Consider the following 25,896-nt stretch of genomic DNA (forward strand, 5'->3'; position numbering starts at 1 on the left):
TGTTCGACAGGTTTCCCCGTGCACCTCAGGAACCGGCATTTCCTTTGTTGAGGGTGGAGCAGTCTTTTTTGCCCGCCGCGCTCTTTGATTGTGGTGCTCCGTAACGTGGAGCAGACGTTTCCCTGGTGCCAGCAATCCGCTAGCTAATGGTTATTATTCAAAACTCGATTAACGTGTAGCAGGGCGTTGGTCGTCGCCCGTGGAGATAACCCCCTCCACTGGATAGCATTCGCCGTGAACGCGCTGATCGTACATATCAGCAACGCAATCCTGCTTCGTGTCGTAAACACCCAGCACAGCCTCGTGACATTCGCCAGTCGTCGTACAGATGACGAGAACCAGCGCGAATAGTGTTTCCGTCATACTCCAAATCCGTATTTTTCGTTGTCAACAATCAGCCATTCATAGGTGAAGGATTCGATGGTTACCTGCTGTTTGTCTGCGTCACAAACAACCTCATCACCCTGAATTTCGTAGATACATTGAAGATCTGTAACCTTCACATCTTGGTATTTCTTAACCATCGCTTATCCCTTCTTATTGCCGTTGTCGCCCGGCTGGCGGAACGTTGATAAAACCTGCTGCGCGTTTGACATAGAGCGTTTCGCTGGTGCGGTGAGTGTCGGGCTGGTCAGGCTCAACTTTTCGTCAGGGAAACTCGACAACCTTCACGAAAACCTTACTCACCACACCGCGAAACGCTCTCAATACTTCCAGCAACTGCCGTCATGTTCTTTCGCCTCAGGCTGGCTACTTAGCTCGTTCGCATTACTGAGTAACTCGTGGTATTGCTCAGCGGGTTATGCGTTGGGGCGTTGCTGCGTTGTGTGCTTATAGTATTATCGATTAAATCGTAATGTGTCAATTAAATTTGATATCGGGGTTTGTAATGCCCGTTTCTATTGATGGATTTTTCGGTGGACGCAGGAGTTAAAAGGGAGGATGGCTATGAGAAAATAAAAAACCCGCCGAAGCGGGTTATGGGGAGAGGGATTCTTACAGAGAGTCAGGAGGGTCTATCTTTCGCCTTTTGAGGTATTCAGCCATGACATTATCAAGTTCCTTCAATCTATCCTCCATGTAACCGACGAATCGCTGCTGATCTTCTGTTGGCAACTGGCAGAATACATGCAAAAGATGAGACACATCTCTGTCCACTGAGCTGTGGTTGCCTTGCCTATTAGTTAACTGCATCGATAGCTCGTCGCTGGCATCCATGAAAAACCAATAGAGTGGCTTGCCTGTGGCCTGCGGCAATTGTTCGAGGATTTCTTTTCTCGGCAAAATGCCAGCCTGGCACCAGCCACTTACAGATTGCGGTGTTGCACCAACCCGCCTCCCAAGCTCGGACTGAGACATTCCCATTTCATCCAGTGCTTGTTGTAAACGCTCTCCGAAGTTCATTAACCAGCCTCTGCGCACATTTGTGCATAAGTATACAGATTTTTTCTACAGCAAGAATTATCGAAATAATTTGACACTATCGATTTAATTTGAATAATTGAGTCATCTTCAATCAACGAGAGAGATGTATGAAATTATCCACCCAACGAAAACTACTGTCTGTGTGCAGCCAGGCTGAGCTGGGTCGCCGACTTAATCGTCGGGCTCAGACGGTTAACGGCTGGTTTAAAAATAAGGTTCCGGGGGAGTTGGTGGTCAAAGTGGCCCGCGCCATTGACTGGAAAGTCACCCCTCACGAACTACGCCCAGACCTTTACCCAAACCCAACTGACGGCCTACCCAAGGAAAAGGAAGCCTAACCATGCATACGCAAACTTATCAGGATGATAACTACGCCAAAACGGGATTGCTGAAATCCAGAAATCAATCTCGCCAGTCTGTGTCGGCACACGCTGCTGTTCGTGACGCCGTTGATGCGTGGCAGAAAACTTTGCCAGGTAAAGCGCAAGAGGCGATCGCTCAGTTGGTGGTCGACGAATGGCGCCGTCGTGGTGGCCGCGGTCTGCAACTTGGCGATTCAGCACGCAACAACAAACAAAACCTGTTTCGTTGGCTTGATAACCCTTTCAACTCTAAGCGTTACGCAGGGTACATCGAGCAACTGACTCCGGCTATCGCTGATGTAATGCCGCTGGAGATTGCGCGCCAGTACGGGTTAAAGAAAGGGAAGACAAAGGCGGAGCTGGTGGCCACTGCGTCGCGCGAATGCTCTGAAGCAAAACAGTCCGCGCTGCTGGGCGAACCGCTGCGTGAACTTGAGCAAAAGATAAAAGAGGGGGTCATGTCGCTTATTCAGTTGGCGCCGCCCGATCGCTGGGCTGCTGTTCTGGATAGTACCGTGACGATGTTCAACGGGATTTTCTAATCGAGTTTTGACCAAAGACCATTAAGAGGTAAACCAAATGATTACTGTTTCACTGAAAGAGATTCTTGACGCTGGCGCGTGTAAAGACGGCTTCCTGCGCGTATTGCATGCTCGCGGGAAAATCACCATCGAACAGCGCGACGAACTGATCGAGGATGGCGATATTGATGGTACTGACGAACTGCCTGAAGAGATTCTATCTCTGGCTGATGATGAGCAGTTCCCGGCAGCGTCCGTAGTGACCGCTGAACACATTCAGGATGCAATTTGGGCGCTCCGCGTTCGCCCTGAATGCAAAAATCTTTGGCGTAAATACGCAGTCTGGTGCGCACGACGGGTTCAGTACCTGATGAAAGATGAGCGAAGCATCGCGGCTCTGGATGTCGCGTGGCGGCACGCTGAGGGTCTGGCCACCGACGAGGAGTGGGCCGCAGCACGGGACGCAGCAGGGGCCGCAGCAGGGGCCGCAGCATGGGACGCAGCAGGGGCCGCAGCACGGGCCGCAGCACGGGCCGCAGCAGGGGCCGCAGCACGGGCCGCAGCACGGGCCGCAGCACGGGCCGCAGCATGGGACGCAGCAGGGGCCGCAGCATGGGACGCAGCATGGGCCGCAGCACGGGCCGCAGCATGGGACGCAGCAGGGGCCGCAGCACGGGCCGCAGCACGGGACGCAGCATGGGACGCACAGACCAAAAAGCTTATCCAGATTCTCAATGCAGCCGAATGGGTTGATTGAGGTGAGCCATGAATCATCAGGATTTCATAGCCAAGCACGTTCGCGAGGATTTGCTGAAAAAGGGCTACACGCCCGGTATCGCGCAGGGGGGGGTAGCCAAGGCGCTGGAATATTACCGCCGTGTATCCCAATCCAGCGGCAAGGGCAAGATGATTGACGACTGTCTGCGAGAAGGACGGTTGTGGGCTGAGAAGTACAGTACGAAGCAGCCCAAAGCACGAACAACGAAGTAACGAGTTTTGACCAATCAACATTACTAAGGAGCCCGGTTATGAAAGAGACCGGAATTATTTTTAACGGCGAAATGGTTCGGGCGATTTTGCCCGGTCAGAAAACGCAGACGCGGCGGGTTGTGGCTAACGTCAGTCCTGATAACTGCCTTGTTTTACGCAAGCCGACAAAAACCAAAAACGGGGTGTATACGCATGTTCTGGACGCACCTCAGCATGACCTTTGCCCGTTCGGCAAAGTTGGCGATCGTCTGTGGGTGCGGGAGACGTTTAACGGATTCTGGCTTGACGATGATGCGATTCAAGAAATTAAGGACGGCATATCAAAAGCGTCAGATCTTTGCGATTACCGATCTGATTACCCCGACAGTAGCCAGCCAGTGGGAGGCTGGACGCCGTCGATCCACATGCCGCGATGGGCGTCCCGCATCACGCTGGAAATCACTGGTGTGCGCGTTGAGCGTCTGAACGATATCAGCGAAGAGGATTGCTGGTCAGAGGGTATTGATGAGGTAGATGGGCGATTTGAAAACATAGAAATCATTGATATGGCGCTAAAGATAGGGTGTTGCGCTGAGGATGCGAAACCTACGTTTGCGTTGCTGTGGCAATCCATCTACGGCGAGGAATCATGGGACGCTAACCCATGGGTATGGGCAATCACCTTTAAGCGCATTAAGGGGGCCTAATGGCTTACGAATGGATCAAGGTTGAGGTCATTACGCCCGACAAGCCGGAGATTTACCAACTGGCCGAAATATTGAGCATCGACCCTGATTCAGTGCTAGGAAAACTGATCCGCCTGTGGTCGTGGGCTGACCAACAAACGATAGACGGTAACGCAAATGGTAACGCTACGAGCGTTACAAAAAACGCTATCGATCGCATCACTTTTTTCCCCGGCTTCGCTGACGCACTGCTTCAAGTCGGTTGGCTCAAGGCTGAGGGCAATACCCTGATGTTTCCCAACTTTGAACGACATAACGGGAAATCTTCTAAAAAACGGACACTTAGCAATAGGCGCGTTACAGAACACCGTAAAAAACCGTCAAACGGTAACGCAAATAGTAACGCTACGAGCGTTACATCTGAGTTTCAAAAAGCGTTACCAGAAGAAGAATTAGAAGAAGAAGTAAAAGATAAAACCCCACACATAACGCGCGAGGAAAATTTACCTCCTGCTGAAAACAACGGACTACCTGAATACCTGCCGGGTATCGATGAACCTATCGGTAAATTCCCGATGTTTTCCGACTGGAGACCGTCGTTAGATTTTCGACAACGGGCTGCGCTGGCGGGGGTGGTTCTGACAGAGGACTACCAGCCAACTGAGTTAGCGGGTTTTGTCATGTACTGGCAGCCGGAGGGTAAGGCATTCCACCAGCTCCAGTGGGAACAGAAATTTGCTCGGCACATCCAGCAGGTGCGGGCAGGAGCAGGTAAACAAAAAACCGAGGTGAATAATCATGAGGGAGTTAACCAGGATTCAACCGCGCCACGCGCCGTTCAGCGTATCAGGGCAGCCCGTGAGCAGTGGGAGCGAGAAAACTCAGGCAACTCAGATGGCATGGCAACTATGGGAGGTTATGGGGGAAATATTCACAGACCGCTGGGCAGCGAAGAACGGGACAGCACCGTCGGAAATCTGGGTGGGAATTATCAGCGGGATGACACCTGAGCAATTGCAGCAGATTTGTGCGGGGTGCCTGGAACGCTGTGCTGCTGGAAATTCGTGGCCGCCAGATTTAGCGGAGTTTGTATCGCTGGTTGCTGAGTGCGGAGCCAACCCGTTCGGGCTGAGCACCGATGACGTGATGGCCGAATACAAGCGCTGGCGCAACGAGTCGTATCGCTATTCGAGCAGCACGGAATTCCCGTGGCGCCAGCCTGTGCTGTACCACCTCTGCATCGAGATGCGACGTGTCGGCACTGAACGCCGCATGACGGACGGCGAACTGGAGAGGCTGGCAGAGCGTTTGCTCGCGAAGTGGGTGAAAAACATCAGCCATGGCATGAGCATTCCGCCGATTCGCCGTCAGCTTGCAGCACCAAAACATCCAGGCGGGCCAACACCTGCGGAGCTGGCTTATGCGGAATTCAAGCGCCGCAAGGCCGCTGGAATGTTTGATTAACCAACAATCGAGATTTGACCAATGAAAACTAAAATGCCCGTTTCGCAGCGCATGCTGCGCCACATTCGCCGCCACGAGGGTATGACCCGACAGGAAATCGCTCGTGCACTCAACATCACATCGAAAGAGGCTGGTTCAACGCTAAATACGCTGAGAGAAAATCAGCGAGTAGTGGCAGTTGGTGCGCCCGGGAAATACACGTATTTCCTATTCCGTGAAACCCAACCAGCATTCGGCGTTCACCCCGTACAGGCTCGTTTCACTCAACTGCTGGCAGGAGTACGCGCATGAAACCTGAAATGTCTACAGTCGTGATGATTGAACGTCTGCGCGCACTGGCATCAGAGAGCCAAGACAGCGTGTTACTGAGTTCGGCAGTAAGCCGCATCGAGCTGCTGCTAGCGGCTGAATCTGGCATGTCACGCGAAATGGCCTGCATTCGTCATGCACTCGATATCCCGGCAGATCAATCCGTTCAGTCTGGCGTCGTTAACGAGTGCGTGCGGCTGAATGCGGAAATTCTGGAGCTGCGTAATCAACTGGCAGAGCTGCGGGGGCAAGAGCCGGATTTATACGTATGTCCGGTAACACGCGGCGGGGAGAAGTTGTTTTCGCAATGTGGGCGAGATTACCCGCGAGGTCGTGGATACTACATCCGCCCCGTCCCGCAAGCTGTAAGCCAGCAAGTGCCTGATTATTGGGTTTATGACACAAAATTCGGGTTGGATATATCGCGAGAGAAACCAGAGCATGAGGAAAACGTTGAGCCATATTTCCCTGTGTTTAAGGCAGCAAGCCAGCCTTACACGGTGCCGGATGAGCGTGCGGCCTATGAAACGTTTATTGCTAAGCGTCTGGGCGACAGCATCGATACTCAGCGCGCTAGAAACGGTGACCCAGAAAAACCGGATTACATGGCATGGGATATGACCGTGGGCTGGATTGCGTGGCAAGGCCGCGCCGCTATGCTCCAGTCTGGCAACTCTCCAGTATCGCCGGATAGTTCAGTGCCGGAAGGGTACGCACTGGTGCCTGATGGATATGCGCTGGTATCAATTGATTTACTGAATAAATTCCCCGAGATCAATATCTGCAACTACAACCACGATGATGTTGGAGAGTTAAATTCGTGGGGTATTGAGCTGGTTTCATCCACTGATCAGAAGCCAATCAGCAAGGACGGTGACGCATGAAGTGGAATCATAATCAACTCGCCCATGATTTGGCGGAACACCTGCGCCAAAACACAGCACGGATTGTTTGGGAAGATATGCAGTTGGGGCCAAGCGGAACGGCGCGGCCTGATGTTTATGCACTGCCATGCTCGTTCAGTAAGTTTTGTCCGGTTGTTTACGAAATCAAGGTTAGCGTCTCTGACTTTCGCGCCGATGTTACTGCTGGAAAATTCACGAAGTACTTCAAATACGCTAGCGCTGTGGTGTTTGCAGTTCCTGATGGAATGTTAAAAAAATCCGACATACCGGATGGTTGCGGCCTGATGATCAGGAAAGAATCAGGATGGCACACACTCAAAGGTCCTACTATGCGACCTATTGATAACATACCTCGCGACGCATGGATTAAGTTGGTTATCGATGGGATTAAGCGCGAAACAGAACGCAATCGAGTGAATTTTCGTTCTGCCTCCACATACTCAACAGAAAGAGAGTTAGCCAAACAGCATGGGGGCGATATCGCCAGTCTGGTTTCGCAGGCTTACTCCGCAAAGGAACAGCTCGAAGACGCAATCAAGCAGCAAGAAAAACGCAGGGCGGAGGTTTTCAAACAGACGGCCGAAGAGTCGCGCCGACATAGAGAATCCATTGAACGTGATGCGGGTCGCCTTAATGATGCACAAGTTGAGTTAGCCGTAACGCTGGGGCTGCCCGCTAACGCAACTATACACCAGCTAACTCGCGCTATTAGTCAGGCCTGTTACCGGCTATCTGAGGATGCAGAGATTCAGCGACTGCGCCGTATTTTTGGTAGCCTGGAGCGAATGTTATCTGACGCTAACGAAAAATTGCCAGGTGAATCATCAAGGGAGAGCGCAGCATGACTGACGTTCTACTCAATTACGCCACCAGCGGCTAAGTTATATAATTTATTGATGTAAATTAATATCACAGGGCTCTTAGGAGCCTTTTTGTTGCAAATGGAAATATTTTATATAGTATCTTTACTGTATGGATGTACAGTAATTTTAAGGTGAAACCGTGGCAGCAAAATTACCAGCAGCAGGCTACGCAGTTGTCCGTTGTAGCGACGATGTTGTCGTTGCAACATTTCATGATTTTCCAGAATTTGACCGCGCTCTGACTTACCGACAGGGCGATACGATCTCATTTATGCCGCTTCAGACTGACGAGATTATCGGAACGCCGACACTGTTCACACAAATGTTAGAACGAGCCGGATATAGAGTAAGCCAAGTGTAAAATAACCATATATAATTCCCGCTGATGGCTTGAACAACCATCACTGCTGCGCCAACGGAGATAAACCAATGGCGCAAAAAAACGTATCAAATCCCCAGTCACTGACGTTTAACGACGCCAGCGACTTTCTGTATTCAGCGGTCATCCTGTGGGGTGTCGCATGAAACAGCAATTCCATCTGGCAAATGATGCCGTCAAGCAAAACGCTATTAATTTTATTCGGCAGTTACCCGTTAACGAAAAGCGCCCCCTCGTCGTGGACATCAAGGAGCCCAGCCGCACGAAGGCTCAGAACGATAAGATGTGGCCGCTCCTACAAGACCTTTCCGATCAAGTCGTCTGGTTCGGTAGCAAATACGATAAGGAGGATTGGAAAGATCTGATCACTGCGATGATTGCTAAATCCAAGAAGCAAGAACAGCGCATGGCTCCCGGTCTGGATGGCGGCATTGTGATGTTCGGTCAGCGCACCAGCAAAATGAACATCCCGCAAATGGTGGAGGTGATCGAGGCCATCTACTGGTTTGGTACTCAGCAGCGCGTAAATTTCAGTGAAAAATCCAAGCTGGAAATAGAGTGGGCTAAACGCTGGGGTGATCGGAATGGCTAAATTACCCCGCCGTAAATGCAAAATCTGTGGCGAGAAATTCACCCCGCAATTTGAAAACGTCCGCTGGTGCTGCCCTGAACATGGTGCGCAGTACGCGATACAGCTCCGTGAAAAAGAAAAGCAGCGCCAGCAGCAGAAAAAACAGAAAGCGGATCAGGCTGCATGGCGTGAGCGCAAAGCGGCGGTAAAGCCGCTTTCACATTGGATTGGCATGACACAGCGTGCCGTGAACGACTGGCGGCGAGAATCCCTGCTAGCCGCTGGTGACTGTTGCATATCCTGTGGAACGCGTGAAGCGTTCGCCTGGCACGCAGGGCACTACAGAACAACCGCAGCCGCATCACACCTGAGGTTTGAGCCTGACAATCTGTGGCTACAGTGCCACACCTGCAATGTCCACAAATCAGGGAACATCGAGGCATACCGTATTTCGCTGGTGGAGCGAATTGGCGAGGATCGCGTGCAGGAGTTGGAAAGTAATAACAGCTCACATCGATGGGCGCGGGAAGAGCTCGACAAAATCCGTGCAACCGCCCGAGCTAATTTACGTGAACTGAAAAAGCAGGAGGCAGCATGACCCCACGCCAACGTCGCCAACATAATGCAGGATTGGGAGTTGTAGCCACTGCGCCTCGGAAAAGTTATCTGGGGCGTTTTACTCCATTATCCAGCATCCAGTCTGGCTGGATAAAATCATTACTCACCGCATGGGGAGAGGGGGTAAGGGGCGAGACTGGCCCTCGAATGCCACGAGGACATGCATGCTGGAATGAACTGAAGGGTAGTCGCTGGTCGGATAAAGCGCTGGAAAGTTTTACGGCTGCATTGAATCAGGCTCGTAGCGAGGGCTATAAAGGCCAACATATAATGAATCGTGCTCATGCCATTCTATGGCCACAGACCACAATCAGTGTTATCGATCAGGCTATTCGCAATGATGACGCTGATTTTGTTGAGCAGTGCGTATTACTGGCATTAGATGTTAATGATCCGGTCTACCTTGTGGGTGTTCAGTATTACACCACGCGCAAAAAAATCTCAGATATTACTCGCGAGTTGCAGGCGATTGCGCCGTGGCTAACTGAAAGCGAAGCGAGAAGACGCGTTCGCTGGTGTCTTGATATATTCAGGGCAAAGGTTTTTTTGTCGTCCCGAAAGTTATTAACTGAGCAGGTATGAGTTATTTTTTTTGATTATTTGTGCTATTTATCTATTTATATATTGAAAGTGAGCCAAAAAATTGTTTAATGTGTCCATGCTTGGCAGAGCTACGACATGATAACAGCGATGGCAGGCCACAATCTGACAAATTCGAAAACCTCGCTACTGCGGGGTTTTTGCTTTCCGGCGATACGACAGGGGTATTCGCGAGATGCATTGCATCAGTACCCCTGTCATAGCGCCGAATTGCAAAAAAAGAAAACACCGAAACCCGCCATCAGTGCGGGTTTTTTCATTTCAGGTGATGTTAATCCCTTTGTGCTCGCTGTTTAAATTAACAGATAACTATTAGCAACATAACGCTGATATTATTTGCACTCTGTTTATGGATAAGTAAAACACTGGAGTGTGTATGAAATCGGTTTTATCGTTTGTTGTTGCTATTTTATTTTCCTTTTCCGCTTATGCGTTAGCTGAAGACCAAGGATTGTCTGAGTTAATTTGGTCAAAAACATCAAACAAAGAAGCGATCCAATTAATCAATAAGAATCCTGAGTTAATCAATTCAAGGACTGGCGCTGGATTCACTCCGTTGCATTTAGCTGGGATGGTTGGCAATAAAGAGATGGCCACGTTCCTTCTGGAAAAAGGGGCGGATGTCAATGCTATTGATAGCGACGGTTATAGCCCACTAGTCAGGGCTAAAGCTAACGGCAATCAGGATATAGCAGACATCTTGATAAAGAACGGCGGCAAGGAGTTAAGACCGTAAGTTAAACCTGCCCGTCATCTAAGATAACAATATAAGGCTGCGCTAACGCGTGGCCTTTTTTATTTGAGCGGCGGGATTTCTCGGCGCACTGAGCTGAGATAGATTTTATTGTCATCAGTAGTGCTGACAAACCACTCTGATTTTATCCATTTGTTTACCGCCTGGGCATCAACGCCCATGTGCCGAGCGAATGCCGCTTTATTGCCGTCGAAGTGTTGATTGATGAATTCAGTAAGTGACATTTCATTACTCCGCGATGATTTCAGGGTTAACGATGAGATAGCTAGTGCCGTATTCATCATCCATTTCTACCGCATCGAAACCGAGACGAGCAGCTACACGACCGCGTAAACGTTGCATTTCCCAGCCTGCATCACCAGTCGCAGAGCGTGGAGAAAGGTGTTCGGCAAATGAATCATCACACTCATCATCAGCGATTGCGTTGGCGATGTCTTCGATAGCGTCTTCATCGGCTTCGATTTCTCCGCGCAGAAACTCAATAACCTCATCAATACGTGCGTTCAGGTCTGAGCTATCAGCGATGTTTTCTACGCCGTATGTGTGAACGAATTCACCGTGAGAGTCCGCAGCATCAAAATCAGCACTGGCAAAGATACCGTCAAAAACGTTGTCACCTGACATTGCAAAAGCGCCAACTTTGATTACCGGAGCTACGTTGCTGTATGAGTCGTGGAACAGTTTCATTTTGAATACCTCAGTCTCGTTTCGATATAAATAATATAGTCAAAAACTGACTATATAACAACACTTATTTTCACCTTTTTTAATCACACACAGCGCCCCGTACAGCGGAGGTGGAGTCATGATCCGTATGGACAAAATTACCACTGGTATTTCATACGGGGCGTCCGGTGCCAGTTCTGGATATTGGATGCTCCAGTTACTCGATACAGTTTCCCCGACCCAATGGGCGGCAATTGGCGTTCTTGGTAGCCTCGTTTTCGGCTTACTGACGTTTCTCGCCAATCTGTATTTCAAGATTAAAGAAGACAGACGCAAAGCAGAGCGGGGTGAGTGAGCATGAGCAAACGCAAAATTGCCGCCGGTGTGGTTTGTTCCGTCAGCGTAATCATCGGCATTGTGATGAACAACGGCCAGGTGCGAACTAACAAAGCTGGTCTGGAGCTTATCGGCAATGCCGAGTCATGCCGCCGTGACCCTTACATGTGTCCAGTCGGTATTTTGACTGACGGCATTGGCAACACACATGGCGTTGTTGATGGCACGCGCAAAACAGATGAGCAGATTGCCGCCGACTGGCAGAAAAACATCCTTGCAGCCGAAAGTTGCGTTGATAAGTACGCCGGTGGCAAGAAGTTGCCGAGTAACCCATTCAGCGCAGCAGTGAGCATTGCTTTTAATGCTGGCTGCCCAAAGGTGATGACATCTACCATGTTTCAGTTGTTTCGTGCAGGTAATATTCAGGCTGCGTGTGAGCAGTTTCCGCGCTGGGTATACGGCGGCGGTAAGGTGCTTCCGGGGCTGGTTGGACGCAGGGATAAGGAGCGGGCGTTATGTCTATCCTCTCAGGCTGGAAAATAACGGTCCTTGCGCTGCTGTCCGGAATAGCTCTCGGTTGGTACGTGCAGGGGCTCCGCTGGGATGCTGATGTAGCAGAACGCGGCAAGAAAGCGTCTGAGGATATCAGCACAGGGCAGCAAGCGATCATTGCAGGTCAAGCGCTGCAATTTCAGCGCTTCAACGAAATAGCCAAGCAGGCTAACCAGTACGCCATCAACATCAAAGGGCAGTCAGATGAAAAACAGATTATTTACCGGACAATTATTAAACGTGACCCAGCTAGTGGTAAGTGCGTGCCTGATGATGTTGCTGATCGGCTGCTCGACTACACGTACCGTTTACGTGCCAGCGCAATGCACACCGTTACCGAGCGAACTGACACAGCCCGTACTGGTGCCGCTGCCACCGGCTGCCGATTGACATACGCACAGGCTGTTTACTGGATTGATCCGTTGTTGACGGCGATTGACGAGGCGAATAGCCAACTGGCAGGGATTCGAGAAGCAGAATCAAACTGGGCCTCGCAATAGCGGGGCTTTTTACGATCAGAAGAAGGAGAAGAAGCATGTTAACAGTAAAGATTGTTACGCCTTGCGGTGGCGAGGAAATTCATTGCGGGTTGAGTGTTGGTTTCAATCCCGTAAAACAAGCGATTTCGATATCCGGCATGGATGGCCATGTTTTTCTCAAAGAAAATGATGTGGCATACGTGATGAATGCTAATGGTAAAACCATCTCTCGTTATGAATACCGAGCTACCGCCTGATTATTACAACAGGCATTCACTGAGTGCTTGTGATAATGCAAAAAACATTTTTGACATAACTGTTTTGGTGTGAGGATGGTGATCCACGCAAACAGGAGGTCTTATGTTGAAAGGTATTAATGCTTTAGATAAATGGCTTGATCGTTCCACCTGGCTTACAGGGCACGATCTCGATTTGGAAGTGTTCTTCCACGCAGTAAAAGAGATTATTGCCCAGAACCCCGAAACTGTACTACACGAAGCAGAAATTGCTGCTTATATCAAAAGCTCACAATCCGGAAAGATAGAGACCAGTGAACTTGAGAGGCTGGCAAAGGAGTATTCCCAAAAGGCGGAATTAATTTCTGACTATGTGAGGCTAACTAAGTAATCATTTGTGTTATATCGAGCCACTGGCATCCGCTGGTGGCTTTTTTATTGCCATCACATTATTCATTTCTGAGTGAATAGCGTAATGGTTTATAGAGGGCTAAAGGGGATTTTATTGTGGCAAAACCGGATATGGAGTCTATCAAGCGCGATTACTGTGCCGGTGAACTCTCTATTCAGAAGGTTGCCGACAAGCACGGAGTAGCGAAGTCCACCTTAATCGACATGGCGAAAAAATCTAAATGGGTTCGCCAGAAAAAACCGACCAAAAGCCCCGACCAAATCAACCAAAAGCCCCGACCAAAAAAAACGGTCGGACGGTCGGACGGTCGGACGAATTTACAGTCATCAAAATCAATTCCTCAAATTGAAAATAAAATTGATTCTAATTGCCCAGTAATTGAAAGCGCGAACGATGACTGGACGCTAAACCCTGATGAATACGGGCTTAACGACATGCAGGCTCGTTTCGTTAATGAGTACCTTAAAGACCTTAACCGAGTCGCCGCATACAAGCGGGCAGGGTACAAGTGTGAAGGGCAGCAGGCTTATGCTGCCGCATCGATCCTTTATAGAAATTTAAAGGTCAGCCGAGCCATTCGCGATGCTCTGGACGCGAGAGAACGCCGCACCCAAATCACACAGGATGACGTGTTGAAAATGTGGTGGGAGATTGCGACTGCTGACGCCAACCAGATTACTGAATTGCGCCGTTTGTGCTGCCGTCACTGCTGGGGATTTGGTTTCCAGTATCAGTGGCAGGATGCGGTAGAGTTTGAAGAACGGTTCGCCGACGCAATTCAGAAAAAAGGTAAGGAACCCACCGATGTAGGCGGCTATGGCTTTGACGCCCAACTCGATCCCAATCCTGAATGCCCGCGTTGTAATGGTATGGGTGTTAGCCGGTCACACTTTCATGACACGCGAGATTTACGCGGCGCAGCTCGTCGGCTATACGCTGGTGTGAAAGAAGGTAAATTCGGTCTGGAGGTCATCACCCGCAATCAGGACGACGCACTGAAAATGGTTGCTCAACATCTGGGTATGCTGAAAAACCGAACTGAGTTAACAGGCGCTGATGGTGGTCCGATCAACCAGGTGAATTACACACCGGAGGATTACGCAAAAGCGCAGGCGGCGTTAGAAAACCAACTGCCAGATCTGGATTGATTGCAGCGGAGAAAACGCAGGAAAAAATTGGTTTCATCTGTCGTTTTGATCGAACTGCAATAGTGGCGTTTTGTTATCAAAATGTTGTTGTCGAAAACTCCCATTTATTACTGAGAAAACCCGCACTTTTAACGCTTTCGTGGCGATTTTATCGCGAGTGCCGATCGCGTGGTGCGCAAAACCTACAATATGTTAAATAGCCCCCAAAACGGGAAAAATCGGGATTGAAAAATGTCACAGTTACTCGAATGGGAAAATCTGGATTTCCCCGCTCGTGTAGCCCTGAAATCCAAATCTGAAAAGTCGTTCCTCAATTTCACCCGCATTTGGTTTGAGATGCTGCAGGGTGATCGCTTGTTGGTGAACTGGCATCACAAAATGATGGCCAGCAAGATTGATGACCTGATATTCGGTCTGATGCAACCGCGAAACCTCATTATCAACGTACCGCCTGGCGGGACTAAAACCGAGTTCGTATCTATCCATGCAGCAGCGTACATCAACATGCTGGTGCAGACTGGCAAGTTACGCCGCTTTCGTAATTTGAATGTTTCCTTTGCTGACACGCTGGTAAAACGCAATTCCCGCCGAACGCGGGACATCATCGCGAGCACTGAATACCAGTCGCTGTGGCCATGTAAGTTCGGCGTAAATCAGGCTGAGGAATGGCAGGTTATCAATGCCAAAGGACGCACTATCGGTGAAACAGTCTCTCGCTCCAGTGGTGGGCAGATTACAGGCGGTCGTGGTGGTTATCCCGGCCCCGACTTTTCCGGTTTCGTGTGTCTTGATGATTACAACAAACCGGAAGATATGTTTTCCGGTACCAAGCGCGAGAACGCCAATCGCCTGTTAGTGAACACCATTCGTTCACGCCGTGGCGATAAATCGAAAGATCACCCGTCTCCATTCGTCAGCATTCAGCAGCGGTTACACACCAACGACGCCACCGGCTTCATGCTTGCGGGTGGGATGGGCGTTGATTTCCATCACGTCACAATTCCCGCACTTGTTAGCGAAGAGTACATCGATTCGCTGCCGGAGCCGTGGCGGTCGCTGTGTTGGTTCTCCGTCAAGAAAACTGAGAGCGTGGTCGTGGGGGGCGTTCGCTACTGGTCGTACTGGCCTGTAAACGAATACGTCGGCGACCTGATGCGCCTATGGGAGCGTGATGAATACACGTTCATGTCTCAGTACATGCAACGCCCGCGCGCGCTCACTGGCGGGTTGATTGATACCGACTGGTTTAAGCGTTACACGCATTTGCCGCAACTCACACACCGCGCCGTCTATGTCGATACGAACAGCGGGAAGGTCGAGGATTTCAATGATTACACCGTTTTTACGCTGGTGGGCATGGGCATTGACGGAAACCTCTACATCATCGATAGCGTTCGCGGGAAATGGGATCCAGAGGACCTGTTAAAAACGGCGATTGAGTTGTGGGAGAAATGGCGACCATTCGATCGTAAGCGTCCCGCGCCATTGCGTCACATGGGGATTGAGGACAAGCAGGCGGGGCAAGGTTTAATCACCACGCTGAAAAAACGCAAAGCGCTTCCCGTTCTGGAAATCCCGCGCGGCGCAGGACAAAACAAGTTGATCCGATGCCTTAACACCGTCCCTCAAATCAAAACGGGAACGGTATTTATCCCCGCATTGCTAACCGATGACGGCCAGCGAATCGACCAGGTGTATTACGCAGATGGAACCGTGGCCGCACGAACTGATTGGGTTATGCCGGCACTCGCGGAATGCGCGGATTTCTCCGCAGACGATAGCCACAAAAACGATGACATTCTCGATACGTTTATGGACGCGATCGAGATCGAATTAATTTCCGGCGCTGGTGCCGGGTGGGGATGGGTTTAACGATGACCGAGAGTAAATACGGCGGAAAGCCCAGAATCCGAGTTAGTAATGATGGTCTGGCTAACATGATGACCGGAATGGGGACGGAGCGTGACCGAAGAACGTTTAACCGTTTCATGTTCAACATGCTGCAAGATTTTGCAGAGCTGGAAGCTGCTTACATTGATAACTGGATCGCCCGCGACATCATTGATATCCCGGTGGATGATTCAACTCGCGAATGGCGGGAGTTTGCTTCTGATGATGCGACCGCCATTCGTGAAGCGGAGAAACTCTACAACGTTCAGGCTGTAACGCAGGATGCGTTTAAATGGGCTGGCGTATATGGCGGCGCTGGTGTGTTGATGATTACTGACCAGCCGTTCGACAAACCGCTGAACGTAAAAAAAATAAAAAAGGGCTCGTTAAAACGCCTGCTGGTTCTGGATCGCATGTTTATCAATGGGCAGGCATTTAACGTCACTAATCCGCTGGCAGAAAATTACATGCTGCCGGATTACTTCGTTGTGAACGGCGGCTCTCAACAAATCCACTATAGCCATTTTGTGAAAGCGCCGGGTGCGCCACTCCCGATGCGATTACGGATGATAAATGGCGGGTGGGATGACAGCCGTTTGCGTCGATGCTTAGAGGACGTAAAAGATGCGGTTTCTGCCAAAGGGGGTGTTGCGGCGCTGATTCAAGAGGCAAACATTGACGTCATCAATAGGGAAAATCTGGCTAACGATCTGGCAGCTGGCGACATGGATGATGTCATAGCGCAGCGATACAACATTTTTGGAATGATGAAATCCCTCTATCGTCTGGCGCTGCTGGATAAGACTGAGGAGTTTGATCGTAAGCAAATATCATTTGGTGGGCTCGGCGAAATCCTGTCTGTGTTGATGGAATGGACGGCTGGTGCCGCAGGCATTCCCATGACGCGCCTATTTGGCGTTCAGTCAAAAGGGCTCGGCGATAGCGGTCAGGGGGATATGAACAATTACTACAACACCATACGTGGTGGGCAGGAATCGAAATATCGCCCGTTCCTGAAGCGGATTGACGAGGTGTTGATTCGCTCGACGCTGGGCGCCATGCCTGACGGTCTCGATTTTGAGTTTGCCCCGCTATCTCAGCCTACTGATACCGAGCTATCCGCACAGCGGCTGGCAGATGCGCAGGCTGATGAACTCCGTTTGCAGCAGGGCGTTGTTCGCAAATCTCAAGTGGCGCGCAAACTGATGGAGCAAGGCGTTTATGGCCTCAAAGAGTCTGATATTGCCAATCTCGAATCTGACGAAAAAGCAGAGCGGGACGGTGATTACGAATTCCAGCTTGCAGAGTTTGCAAGAGCTAATGGCGAAAACGCCAACGCGCCGTCGAGCGCCAATCCGGCCAATCAAGCCGAATGACGCTGCTGAGCGGTTTTATCGGGCACAGCTCCGCGATATTGTTCGGCAAATGGCGCAGGCGGTTGATGAGGCGCTGATTCCGGTACTGCGTCGTAACTACACTGCAGATAGCTATCTAACCGACATTCTGAAAGAAGCCATACGGCAGGCGTCAGAGCGATTCATGAATACGGCGTTTCAACGCAATGCTGAGCGACTGTCTCAACGTGTCGTCAGTCGTGCTGAGTCGGACAGTTCGGCGGCGTTTGTTGAGCAGATAAATCGCGCTATCGGCATTGATATGACCGCGCTGATGGTTAGCGAAAATCTTGTCGACTATGTGGATGCGTCAATAGAGAGCAACGTTGCGCTGATTAAGTCGCTGTCATCGGATTATTTCGAAGATATCCAGATGCAGGTGTTTGACGGGATCCTGCGCGGTGATTCGCTCACAACCATTGTCCGTAATCTGCAACACAGTACGGGAACCGCATACAACCGCGCACATCTGATAGCACGTGACCAGACAGCAAAAATTCAGGCTGATATCACAAGCGCCCGCCAGCAGAACGCGGGCATTGATCGCTTTCGCTGGTCAACGTCACAAGACGTGCGCGTTTCTGGAAACCCTGCGGGGAAATATCCCCTCGCAAAAATATCTTGTTTCGCTATCTCGCGGATAGATATTGGCATGGGGGCCGGCGTTTATCTCTGGTCGCGTGGTGCGAAATATAACGGTCAAACTGACCTATTCCCCGGCAGGGCACACATCGGATGCCGCTGCCATGGCATCCCACAAATCAAAGGTCTCGACTACTGAGGACTAATCATGCGGATCACTATTCGTGACCGCGTGGCGTTTCCCGTTCCATCCCAGCGAGAAATTACACCTGAGGGCTATTTAAAAGTCCCCGGTCGGGTTGCTCGCGTCGGTATCCAGCAATATCTGGCGTCCGAATTGGGACTAACGGACAGGCCACCCGGTCAGCTCGTTAATGTCTACCGTCCACCTGAGGAGGTTTTTAAGCCCAGCAGCCTAGCTAGCTACGACAACATGGATGTCACCATCGATCACCCCGATGACCTAGTGGATTCCACTACGTTCAAAGAGGTGACGGCCGGACATGCAATATCGTCCGGTCGGCAGGATGGTGATTATGTCGTCGTTGATTTGCTGATTAAAGACCAGCAGGCCATCGATGAGATCGACGCGGGCAAGGCTGAGTTGTCAGCGGGTTATACATCCGAGTATGACGAAACGCCCGGCACTGCGCCGGATGATACGCCATACGAATTCATTCAACGTGACATCAAAATTAACCACATTGCGTTATGTGACCAGGCTCGCGCTGGCCGCAAGGCGCGATTATTCGATGCTAAACCAACGGGAGAAAACCCCATGCCATTTATTGTTGTGCTGGATGCCGGCACGCGCGCGACGGTTGCAGAAGAGGCAACCGCTCAACTACTTCAGACCAGTTTTGACAGCCTGAAAAAGCGGGTCAAAGACGCTGAAGAAGAGAAAGAAAAGGCTGAAGCGGCGAAAGACCAGACAGAAGAGGAACTGGAGAAGGAAAAGGCCAAATCCGACGCTAAAGACGAAGAGATCGAAAAACTGAAGGAGAAAACCTCCGAAGACTCGATTTCCAAATTGATCGCAGAGGTCGTGTCTGTCCGTGATTCCGCAGCGAAAATCGCGGGTGATAAATTCTCTTGCGATTCACTCGATCCGCTGCAAATTAAACGCGCCGCGCTGGATGCCGCAGGGATTAATTGCCGCAAACACGGCTCATGGGACAAGGCTCCTGATGCGTATGTTACGGCCTATTTTGACGCGGAAGAGGAACGCCGTGAAAACGACGATGACGATGATGAAGACGATGAAAGCAAGGGTAAGACCTCTACTGATTCGTTGAGCGGATTCTCTCGCGACATGGCGAAGGTAAAAACGGGTGATGCTCAGACGCAGCGTGATAGTTCGCGGCAGGCATTTATGGACAAACGTTACAACAAGAATCAGGGGACTAAATAATGGCTATTGCTCAGGATAGCTTTCCGCTCTTTCGCGGCAAAGCGTACGAGGGGCAAATATCAACAACTGATGTTGTTGAAGTGATCTCCCGCAATGTTGAAACAGCTCTGGTGTCGTTTGGACGTGCCGTTGTGCGCGGTTCTGCGCCCCGTAGCTGCGCGCCTGTTTCTGCCACGACAACAGCGGCAGAAATCATCGGGTTCAGCGTGCGTTCGCTCGCTGAATTCAGCCCATCAGCACCAACCAACCCGCCCAACTATGCATCCGGATATGACGTCAATCACGTTGCATCCATTTTGCGCCGTGGGCCGATGTTTGCGCTGTGTGTCGACGGTGCTGATGCAGGCGAAGCCGTCAGCATCATTCTGACTGCAGGTGTAAATCAGGGGCGGCTGACTACCGGCTCTGGTGCTGGCCTGCTGGTTCTCAATCAAGTTAAGTGGGTTGAGGATGTCGCGGCTGGTGAAGTGGGTGAAATCCGCGTTGACGGCATTTTGAACGTAAGCGCATAAGCAGAAGGAAAGCAGAATGAGAAAAAGTGCCTTTGATATGTCCCCTGCGGCGGTCATATCTTTCATGGTGCAGCAGGCGGCGCATATTGAGTCCGATATTTACCGTCTGGAATATCCGCAGTTCAAATACGGGTCGCTGCTGCCGCTGGATAACAGCGCTCCTGATTGGTCAAAAACAGTGGTATTCAGAGCGGTTGACTCAAGCGGGGAACTGCAGGTGATGGGGTCAAACTCTACAGACATTCCGACTGTAGACATCGCCATGAGTCAGGGTTTTCACGAAATTAAAACGGCGGCGCTGGGCTACACGTATTCAATTGAAGAGATTAATTTCTCAATGCTGAATAACGTGAATCTTGACTCCGAGCGCGGTCAGGCGGTGCGGGACGTTGTTGAGCAGGGGATGAATAAAATTTATCTGCTGGGAGACAAAGGGATCGGAGAGGGGCTATACACCAGTCCCAACGTATCATCTGAAGCGGCTCCGGCAACACTGGCTGCGCTGGTAGCTGCAATCCCAACGCAGGGAACGCAGCCGATTATTGATTATTTCGCTAACGGGTATAACTCCGTATACATCGGAAACACAAACACGGTGCACCGCCCGACAAATTGCCTATTGCCATCGACACAGCATCAATTACTGATGCGTACGCTATTGTCCACGCAAAATGCCAGCAATGTGAGCTTGCTTGAGTTTTTACGGCAAAACTTCAAGGACATCGATTTTGAAGATGACATCCTGTTGCAAGGGCGTGGTGCTGGCGGTACCGATCGCATGATGTTCTATAAGAAAGAAATGCGTGTGGTTAAAGGTCATGACGTGATGCCGCTGCGCTTTTTGGCTCCGGCGACGGCGGATAACGTCAATTTTAAAGTTCCTGCGTTAGTTCGTACGGGCGGCACTGAGTGGCGCATTCCGAAAGCTGGCCACTATGTTGATGGGGTATAAAATGGCTGAATTATTCAATAAGCATACCGCGCCCGTAACTGTTACAGATGCCGTTACGGGGCAGCGTATTACCATCCCATGCGGACACTCCGCGCTGGTTGCGGGCGATTTCCGCAATCATCTGTTCGTTACGGCAGGCATGATCCGCGCTGAACATGATGACGATGATAAGCTGATCGTAACAACGGTTAAGACGAGTGGCGTCAGTGTCGAAGAGCTGGAAAAAACTATTGCTGCATTGCGAGCGCAGCTCGATGCTGGTGCTGGCGGTGCTGGCGGTGCTGGCGGTGCTGGCGGTGCTGGCGGTGCTGGCGGTGCTGGCGACGGGGCGGATCTACTGGATAAAGATGCGTTGCGTGATCAATACGAAGAACTGTTCGGTGAAAGAGCCCCTTCAGCCGCTGGCGCTAAAACGCTGAAAAAGGCGATTGATGAGCGACTCGCAGAAATCGCCGCCCAGAGCGGTGATGGTGCTGGCGGTGCTGGCGACGGCACCAACGAAAACGAATAAACCCCGTCAATTTGGCGGGGTTTTGCTTTATGGGGGTAATGATGGAAATCACAGCGCAAATCGTTGTCGATTTTCGTGCCTATTACCCCGAATTCAGCGACGAAATAACGTGGCCGGATTCGGGGGTAATCACTGCACTTGCTGAGGGTGACGCGGAAACAGGTAAACGCTGGGGGCGGTATCCAAACGGGCAGGTAGTCAGCATCAAAAAACGCGGCATGTTTGCGTTTGCCGCACACCGTTTGGTTATGCGTCAGCGGTCTGCTGGTGGCGATGTAGGCGCGGCATATGCCATTTCCGGCAAGTCTGTTGGCGACGAATCGACATCATTCTCTGTGCCGTCAGTCACGATGGATGACCTGACGATTAACGGCGATTTACCGCTGACGACATACGGCGTGGAGTTTATGCGCCTGCGTCGCCGCGCGGGGACGGGCGGGGTGATGGTATGAAACTCAATGCTGAGACGCGTGGTGGTAATAAAATCGCGCAGAAACTAAAAGAGATTCAAGATCGCGTTATGGCTAAACGGCGGGTGCTGGTTGGTCTGCCTGCTGGTTCAGGTAATAGTGAGGATGGCACACCGTTGGTTGTCATTGGTGCGGTGAACGAGTTTGGCGGCACCATTCAACATCCAGGCGGAACCAGCTACGGCTACCGCAATGAGAAAGACGCGGTAGCGGGAAAAGTCAGATTTATGAAAAACGGTGCAGGGCTTATGCAGCTCGGTGTTACCGGACCACACACCATCAATATTCCTGAGCGTTCGTTTCTCCGTGTTCCACTCCGTCAGAATCAAGACAACATCAAAAAGGCTTTCCGGGCGTTAACTGGCGCTGTAACTCGCGGTGAAATTACAGCGCTTCAAATGCTTGAACAGATTGGTGCAAGGGCGGCAGGTTACTGTAAAGAAGCGATCGAGCAAGGTATCGAGCCCGCTAACGCGCCGTCAACCATTAAACAAAAGGGGTCGGCTAAGCCATTGGTTAATCATGGCACATTAAAAGGTGCCATTACGTATGTCGTGGAGGATTAACGATGTCATTCGGAAACGGGCTCGATATGAAAGGCCACGTCGATTCGACGTTTAATTCCCCCGTTGATGGTGGTGTACGGATAATTCGCGCTGGCGCAGGCGATTACACCGGAGCGGGAGGGCGCTGGGAACAGCAGCCAGGCGAAACGACCCCGCTAACGCACGTCAACGTCCAGACAGCGAAGTGGAAGGATATGCAGATGCTGATGGGAATGGGCGGTACCGCTAACCCGCAGGATGCGCGAGTGGTGCATATCAATGACGGCGTTAATTATCTCTACCCGGATGATAACGGCAAATTTGCTGATTTGCTGGAATTCAGTGACGGGCAGGCGGTACGCCAATGGCGTGTTATGTCGTGCGACAACCGGCCATGGCGTAATTTCTGCCGCGCCGTTGTTGAGCGGTACCGAGGTGCTGGCTAATGGAGAATATCAGCGAACTGTATAGCGTATTTCAGCGGTTGGTATCTCTGACCTCTGATGTTGAAACGGTGATTCTTGCCGATCAAGGACGTGACGCGCCAACTGGTCTGTATGCCACCTACAAACCCATCCCCATTCGCGCATACGGCTGGTCGCAGCGGCGGCGTGAATTAACCCCTGCAACGGAAGATGCCGATCCCGCGCTGGGGCAGTGGCAGGATTTACGCGAAACCGTGGCCACATCGATGGAGTTCATTTTATCCGTGAATATCATCAACGAAGGCGCAGACAGCGCAATCATGCGATTGCATAACGCTAATTTCCGTCAGCCCGTCAGTGAATTCCTGTACCGCAATGAAATAGCCTGGCGCCACGTCAGCACATGCCGAAACCTCACCGGAATTTTGCAGGCAGGCATACAACCGCGCTGGCAGGCCGACATCCACATGTTCATCGAACACACCGTTTCATACGAGCTACTGCGTGCCGCAGGCTTCGATATTCAATTAACTAACGAGGGGTAAATATCCCGATGGCCTATCCAGTTGATAACATTATTCCGGTCAACGTGCTGCTAACGCCTGCGGGACTGGGGTATGCCGATTTTTCCAGTGCGATAGTGTTCGCTGATGAGGCGGATCTGGGTGATGGAGTGACATTCGCGGTTGATACGTTCCGCGATTACGGCTCAGTAACCGATGTAGCTGCTGATTTTAAAACTGACAGTGACATTTACCGCATTGCAACCCGCTATTTTGCCAACACTCCTAAACCGCCAACGATTACCGTGTGGATGAAAAACGCGACAGATACGCTGTTGGAAATCATCAACAGCGCGAACGATCGCATTTGGCGCTATCACTATTTCCTCAAGAACGCCGATGTGACGGCGGCAATTCTGCCGGAGTTATCGGACTGGTCGGATGCTGCAAGCCACCCGCTATGGTTCACGTTTAGCGCAGATAACATCATTGACCAGAACATTACCAATGATGTGATTTCCGCCTTGAAATCGAAAGGGAACCGCCACGTGTTCGTGGGATACAAATCAGCGGCGTCCGTTACTGCCGATGCGTCACAGGCCTACGCTATGGTGCAGTTGGCGGCGGCATTCCACAAATTCCGGCCCGCAGGTATCAATACCGCTATCACGGGTGAATATCAGGTGCTGCCTGGTGTTAGCGGTGACGATCTGACCACCAGCGCATACAACGCACTGAAGGCGAAAAACGCTGTGTTTTTCACTCAGATTGAATTGGCCGGCGCAACAGATAACAGTCGAGTCATCAACAGCAAATCGATGTCGTCATACGGCGAATTTATTGATGATGTGGTTAATCTCGATGTGCTGAAAAATCACACTCAGGTGGATGGTTACAACTACATCGCGAACGCAGGTTCTAAGCGCGCCATGACGCCGCGTGATTACGCTGGGCTGCTGTCGGCCTTCTCTGCTACCTGTAAGCGATTTTTCGATAACGGCGTGCTGGGTACTGGCTCATACGTCGATCCCGGCGATGGAAAAACGAAAGTGGCGCAGTTCGGTTTTGTGCTACGCAGCTCGCCCGAGGATGTGCTCGACATGACATCAGCACAGCGTAAGGCTCGTGTTTATCCACCGACATCAATTCTGGTCATTCTGGCGCGTGCTGGTCACGTCGCTGAAATCAACATCAACGTGGAGTAACCACAATGACAATGAAACGGTATGGCGCTGACGGCGCCAACCTGACGGTATTCGGTATTCCTATCGATGACTTTGGCGATAGCGATCCACCGATCACAATCGAAGACTTGGAGCCGCGTGCCACGCTAAAACGCGGCATCGGTAAAACATCTGTTCGTCTGGACAGCCAGACGCGGCCAAAACGAGTCACCGTCAATCTGATCCCTGGATCTGACCAGGTGCGCCAGATTCTTGCCGTGGAAAAAACGGGCGTAGATGCCACGTTTAGTTTTTTTCAGACAGGAACGGCGGAAACCGTCATGGGGTTTGATGGCGTACTGGTTAACCGCGGCTCAATGACGCGCGGCGGTAAAACCAGCGTCAGCGATGAACAGTTCATTTTTGAATTTGCAGACAGCGAGGAAACCTAATAATGGGACGCCGTATTGAAATTGAGATTGATGGCGCGCTTTACACAGGCGCTACGCCGTCAGCAAAAGACCAACTCGAAATGCTACAGATTGCCACCAAAAATAGCGTACTCCCTGCGCTGGGCGACAATGCATCGGACATGGGGCTAGCTGTAGCGCTGGCCAGCATGGATGCGCTATCACTCAACCGCCTAAAAGATCTGTGTATCAAAAACGGCAAGATTGTGCGCGATGCTGACAGTATTCCGGTTGCTGAAAACCTATTTCAGGACGCAATCCAAAACTATCTGCTGCTGCTGGGCAAAGTCCTGCGGGAGAACATAGGCCCTTTCTGGAAGCTCAGCGCAGGGAGCGAAAACGGCGCAAGCGCAGCAGTAGCGACGAGCGAGACGGCAGCGGAATAAACTGGTTCCTCTGGCGTCCGTGTCTGGGGGCGGGTGATGTCTGCCCGCCGCTGGCAAGATGGTCTGATATGCTCGACGGTACCTACACGATTGATGATGTGCAGGCTATGCACAATGTAATTGAGGCTGCGATCGATAGCGTGGAAAAGGCCAGAGATAGTGCGAAAGGATAACCCGTTTCGGCGGGTTTCTCGCTTTCTATCAGGCGTGTTTATTGGGGTAGCTTGACGTGCTCCCTTATGTAATCATGGAAGTTCAGATCGAATCCCCAAACGACCAAACCGAAGCAGATCACTACCGTAGCTAAAATTTTCTTGTTCATGCGACACCTCAAGTTTAGGAGGTTCAATCCTGTCATGCGCACGGTTAGTAATTACAGGTTTTAACGGCACGTTTTGTGGTAGAAAACCTTGAAAGTATAAAATTC

The 25,896-nt window shown here is 51.0% G+C and carries 40 protein-coding genes; 35 read left to right on the forward strand and 5 right to left on the reverse strand.

The window, feature by feature from the left end:
• Positions 1-168 precede the first annotated feature (168 nt).
• The 3 genes from IG609_RS08865 to IG609_RS08875 all read right to left on the reverse strand — a co-directional run bounded on the left by IG609_RS08865 (position 169) and on the right by IG609_RS08875 (position 1,404).
• Positions 169-363, reverse strand: a complete 195-nt coding sequence (locus IG609_RS08865) for a DUF1482 family protein (RefSeq protein ID WP_193398123.1) — start codon at positions 361-363, stop codon at positions 169-171.
• Entirely contained in the window at positions 360-524 is a 165-nt protein-coding gene (locus IG609_RS08870; RefSeq protein WP_193398122.1) for a hypothetical protein, read from the reverse strand. Before IG609_RS08870 ends, IG609_RS08865 begins: the two co-directional genes overlap by 4 nt.
• A 472-nt stretch (positions 525-996) precedes the next feature.
• A complete protein-coding gene (locus IG609_RS08875) occupies positions 997-1,404 on the reverse strand; it encodes a helix-turn-helix domain-containing protein (RefSeq protein WP_193400509.1) in 408 nt (135 codons plus the stop codon).
• A 128-nt stretch (positions 1,405-1,532) separates the two neighbouring features.
• Here IG609_RS08875 and IG609_RS08880 point away from each other — a divergent pair, with 128 nt between their 5' ends.
• From IG609_RS08880 to IG609_RS08950, 15 genes are all read left to right on the forward strand, one after another.
• Positions 1,533-1,763 (forward strand): transcriptional regulator, encoded by a 231-nt coding sequence (locus IG609_RS08880; RefSeq protein WP_193400511.1) that lies wholly within the window; start codon positions 1,533-1,535, stop codon positions 1,761-1,763.
• Positions 1,764-1,765: 2 nt separating this feature from the next.
• Positions 1,766-2,329 carry a toxin YdaT family protein gene (locus tag IG609_RS08885; protein ID WP_193400512.1) on the forward strand — a complete coding sequence of 188 codons (564 nt, stop codon included), beginning with the start codon at positions 1,766-1,768 and terminating at the stop codon, positions 2,327-2,329.
• A gap of 37 nt (positions 2,330-2,366) precedes the next feature.
• Positions 2,367-3,065: a hypothetical protein gene (locus IG609_RS08890; protein WP_250127248.1), complete on the forward strand. Its 699-nt coding sequence runs from the start codon at positions 2,367-2,369 to the stop codon at positions 3,063-3,065.
• 8 nt (positions 3,066-3,073) lie between these two features.
• On the forward strand, positions 3,074-3,298 hold the full coding sequence (locus IG609_RS08895; RefSeq protein ID WP_193400514.1) for a hypothetical protein: 225 nt from the start codon (positions 3,074-3,076) through the stop codon (positions 3,296-3,298).
• 38 nt (positions 3,299-3,336) lie between these two features.
• The gene (locus IG609_RS08900; protein ID WP_193400516.1) at positions 3,337-3,984 is read left to right on the forward strand and encodes an ASCH domain-containing protein; all 648 of its coding nucleotides are present in this window, start codon (positions 3,337-3,339) and stop codon (positions 3,982-3,984) included.
• Positions 3,984-4,973, forward strand: a complete 990-nt coding sequence (locus IG609_RS08905; protein WP_193400518.1) for a DnaT-like ssDNA-binding domain-containing protein — start codon at positions 3,984-3,986, stop codon at positions 4,971-4,973. Before IG609_RS08900 ends, IG609_RS08905 begins: the two co-directional genes overlap by 1 nt.
• Positions 4,882-5,427 (forward strand): replication protein P, encoded by a 546-nt coding sequence (locus tag IG609_RS08910; protein WP_162940876.1) that lies wholly within the window; start codon positions 4,882-4,884, stop codon positions 5,425-5,427. Before IG609_RS08905 ends, IG609_RS08910 begins: the two co-directional genes overlap by 92 nt.
• A 21-nt stretch (positions 5,428-5,448) precedes the next feature.
• Complete coding sequence (locus tag IG609_RS08915; protein ID WP_121268682.1) at positions 5,449-5,718, forward strand: helix-turn-helix domain-containing protein; 270 nt, start codon at positions 5,449-5,451, stop codon at positions 5,716-5,718.
• Positions 5,715-6,620: a hypothetical protein gene (locus tag IG609_RS20515; protein WP_193400522.1), complete on the forward strand. Its 906-nt coding sequence runs from the start codon at positions 5,715-5,717 to the stop codon at positions 6,618-6,620. The genes IG609_RS08915 and IG609_RS20515 overlap by 4 nt, the downstream gene beginning before the upstream one ends.
• Positions 6,617-7,486 carry an MmcB family DNA repair protein gene (locus tag IG609_RS08925; RefSeq protein WP_102117853.1) on the forward strand — a complete coding sequence of 290 codons (870 nt, stop codon included), beginning with the start codon at positions 6,617-6,619 and terminating at the stop codon, positions 7,484-7,486. Before IG609_RS20515 ends, IG609_RS08925 begins: the two co-directional genes overlap by 4 nt.
• Before the next feature lie 157 nt (positions 7,487-7,643).
• Positions 7,644-7,865: a hypothetical protein gene (locus tag IG609_RS08930; RefSeq protein ID WP_193400523.1), complete on the forward strand. Its 222-nt coding sequence runs from the start codon at positions 7,644-7,646 to the stop codon at positions 7,863-7,865.
• Positions 7,866-8,025: 160 nt separating this feature from the next.
• Positions 8,026-8,475: a recombination protein NinB gene (locus tag IG609_RS08935; protein ID WP_193400525.1), complete on the forward strand. Its 450-nt coding sequence runs from the start codon at positions 8,026-8,028 to the stop codon at positions 8,473-8,475.
• Positions 8,468-9,052 carry a recombination protein NinG gene (locus tag IG609_RS08940; protein ID WP_193400527.1) on the forward strand — a complete coding sequence of 195 codons (585 nt, stop codon included), beginning with the start codon at positions 8,468-8,470 and terminating at the stop codon, positions 9,050-9,052. The genes IG609_RS08935 and IG609_RS08940 overlap by 8 nt, the downstream gene beginning before the upstream one ends.
• Positions 9,049-9,654 carry a hypothetical protein gene (locus IG609_RS08945; RefSeq protein ID WP_161545837.1) on the forward strand — a complete coding sequence of 202 codons (606 nt, stop codon included), beginning with the start codon at positions 9,049-9,051 and terminating at the stop codon, positions 9,652-9,654. The genes IG609_RS08940 and IG609_RS08945 overlap by 4 nt, the downstream gene beginning before the upstream one ends.
• Before the next feature lie 394 nt (positions 9,655-10,048).
• Entirely contained in the window at positions 10,049-10,408 is a 360-nt protein-coding gene (locus tag IG609_RS08950; protein ID WP_104210136.1) for an ankyrin repeat domain-containing protein, read from the forward strand.
• A 59-nt stretch (positions 10,409-10,467) separates the two neighbouring features.
• Here the strand turns inward: IG609_RS08950 and IG609_RS08955 are convergent, their stop codons facing one another.
• A complete protein-coding gene (locus IG609_RS08955) occupies positions 10,468-10,650 on the reverse strand; it encodes a hypothetical protein (protein ID WP_161545836.1) in 183 nt (60 codons plus the stop codon).
• 4 nt (positions 10,651-10,654) lie between these two features.
• Complete coding sequence (locus IG609_RS08960) at positions 10,655-11,113, reverse strand: AcrIF11 family anti-CRISPR ADP-ribosyltransferase (RefSeq protein WP_193398107.1); 459 nt, start codon at positions 11,111-11,113, stop codon at positions 10,655-10,657.
• A 118-nt stretch (positions 11,114-11,231) separates the two neighbouring features.
• On the opposite strand from IG609_RS08960, the gene IG609_RS08965 reads away from it, so the two are divergent.
• From IG609_RS08965 to IG609_RS09060, 20 genes are all read left to right on the forward strand, one after another.
• Positions 11,232-11,447: a class II holin family protein gene (locus IG609_RS08965; protein ID WP_193398106.1), complete on the forward strand. Its 216-nt coding sequence runs from the start codon at positions 11,232-11,234 to the stop codon at positions 11,445-11,447.
• A 2-nt stretch (positions 11,448-11,449) separates the two neighbouring features.
• Entirely contained in the window at positions 11,450-11,971 is a 522-nt protein-coding gene (locus IG609_RS08970; RefSeq protein ID WP_193398105.1) for a lysozyme, read from the forward strand.
• Complete coding sequence (locus IG609_RS08975; protein ID WP_161545834.1) at positions 11,944-12,480, forward strand: hypothetical protein; 537 nt, start codon at positions 11,944-11,946, stop codon at positions 12,478-12,480. The genes IG609_RS08970 and IG609_RS08975 overlap by 28 nt, the downstream gene beginning before the upstream one ends.
• Positions 12,481-12,515: 35 nt before the next feature.
• Positions 12,516-12,716, forward strand: coding sequence for a hypothetical protein (locus IG609_RS08980; RefSeq protein WP_193398104.1), 201 nt, complete (start codon positions 12,516-12,518; stop codon positions 12,714-12,716).
• Between the two features lie 103 nt (positions 12,717-12,819).
• Complete coding sequence (locus IG609_RS08985; protein ID WP_161545832.1) at positions 12,820-13,086, forward strand: hypothetical protein; 267 nt, start codon at positions 12,820-12,822, stop codon at positions 13,084-13,086.
• Between the two features lie 116 nt (positions 13,087-13,202).
• Positions 13,203-14,255 (forward strand): terminase small subunit, encoded by a 1,053-nt coding sequence (locus tag IG609_RS08990; protein WP_161545831.1) that lies wholly within the window; start codon positions 13,203-13,205, stop codon positions 14,253-14,255.
• Positions 14,256-14,486: 231 nt separating this feature from the next.
• Positions 14,487-16,127: a phage terminase large subunit gene (gene terL / locus IG609_RS08995; protein ID WP_161545830.1), complete on the forward strand. Its 1,641-nt coding sequence runs from the start codon at positions 14,487-14,489 to the stop codon at positions 16,125-16,127.
• Between the two features lie 2 nt (positions 16,128-16,129).
• Positions 16,130-17,521: a DUF1073 domain-containing protein gene (locus IG609_RS09000; protein ID WP_161545829.1), complete on the forward strand. Its 1,392-nt coding sequence runs from the start codon at positions 16,130-16,132 to the stop codon at positions 17,519-17,521.
• On the forward strand, positions 17,466-18,320 hold the full coding sequence (locus IG609_RS09005) for a phage minor head protein (protein WP_226374227.1): 855 nt from the start codon (positions 17,466-17,468) through the stop codon (positions 18,318-18,320). The genes IG609_RS09000 and IG609_RS09005 overlap by 56 nt, the downstream gene beginning before the upstream one ends.
• 9 nt (positions 18,321-18,329) lie before the next feature.
• Positions 18,330-19,532, forward strand: coding sequence for a DUF2213 domain-containing protein (locus tag IG609_RS09010; RefSeq protein WP_161545828.1), 1,203 nt, complete (start codon positions 18,330-18,332; stop codon positions 19,530-19,532).
• Positions 19,532-20,044 (forward strand): structural cement protein Gp24, encoded by a 513-nt coding sequence (locus tag IG609_RS09015; protein WP_161545827.1) that lies wholly within the window; start codon positions 19,532-19,534, stop codon positions 20,042-20,044. Before IG609_RS09010 ends, IG609_RS09015 begins: the two co-directional genes overlap by 1 nt.
• A gap of 16 nt (positions 20,045-20,060) precedes the next feature.
• Positions 20,061-20,996 carry a DUF2184 domain-containing protein gene (locus IG609_RS09020; RefSeq protein WP_161545826.1) on the forward strand — a complete coding sequence of 312 codons (936 nt, stop codon included), beginning with the start codon at positions 20,061-20,063 and terminating at the stop codon, positions 20,994-20,996.
• A gap of 1 nt (position 20,997) precedes the next feature.
• Positions 20,998-21,507, forward strand: coding sequence for a hypothetical protein (locus tag IG609_RS09025; RefSeq protein ID WP_250127249.1), 510 nt, complete (start codon positions 20,998-21,000; stop codon positions 21,505-21,507).
• Between the two features lie 38 nt (positions 21,508-21,545).
• Complete coding sequence (locus IG609_RS09030) at positions 21,546-21,959, forward strand: DUF4054 domain-containing protein (protein ID WP_226374229.1); 414 nt, start codon at positions 21,546-21,548, stop codon at positions 21,957-21,959.
• Positions 21,956-22,543 (forward strand): hypothetical protein, encoded by a 588-nt coding sequence (locus IG609_RS09035; RefSeq protein WP_161545823.1) that lies wholly within the window; start codon positions 21,956-21,958, stop codon positions 22,541-22,543. The genes IG609_RS09030 and IG609_RS09035 overlap by 4 nt, the downstream gene beginning before the upstream one ends.
• A gap of 2 nt (positions 22,544-22,545) precedes the next feature.
• Positions 22,546-22,968: a hypothetical protein gene (locus IG609_RS09040; protein ID WP_161545822.1), complete on the forward strand. Its 423-nt coding sequence runs from the start codon at positions 22,546-22,548 to the stop codon at positions 22,966-22,968.
• The gene (locus IG609_RS09045; RefSeq protein ID WP_161545821.1) at positions 22,968-23,492 is read left to right on the forward strand and encodes a phage neck terminator protein; all 525 of its coding nucleotides are present in this window, start codon (positions 22,968-22,970) and stop codon (positions 23,490-23,492) included. Before IG609_RS09040 ends, IG609_RS09045 begins: the two co-directional genes overlap by 1 nt.
• Before the next feature lie 8 nt (positions 23,493-23,500).
• Positions 23,501-24,655 carry a DUF3383 family protein gene (locus IG609_RS09050; RefSeq protein WP_161545820.1) on the forward strand — a complete coding sequence of 385 codons (1,155 nt, stop codon included), beginning with the start codon at positions 23,501-23,503 and terminating at the stop codon, positions 24,653-24,655.
• A 5-nt stretch (positions 24,656-24,660) separates the two neighbouring features.
• Positions 24,661-25,065, forward strand: a complete 405-nt coding sequence (locus IG609_RS09055) for a hypothetical protein (RefSeq protein ID WP_161545819.1) — start codon at positions 24,661-24,663, stop codon at positions 25,063-25,065.
• Positions 25,066-25,067: 2 nt separating this feature from the next.
• The gene (locus IG609_RS09060; protein ID WP_161545818.1) at positions 25,068-25,469 is read left to right on the forward strand and encodes a phage tail assembly chaperone; all 402 of its coding nucleotides are present in this window, start codon (positions 25,068-25,070) and stop codon (positions 25,467-25,469) included.
• Positions 25,470-25,896 lie beyond the last annotated feature (427 nt).

This window comes from Pectobacterium quasiaquaticum, assembly GCF_014946775.2.
GTDB classification, from domain to species: Bacteria; Pseudomonadota; Gammaproteobacteria; order Enterobacterales; family Enterobacteriaceae; genus Pectobacterium; species Pectobacterium aquaticum.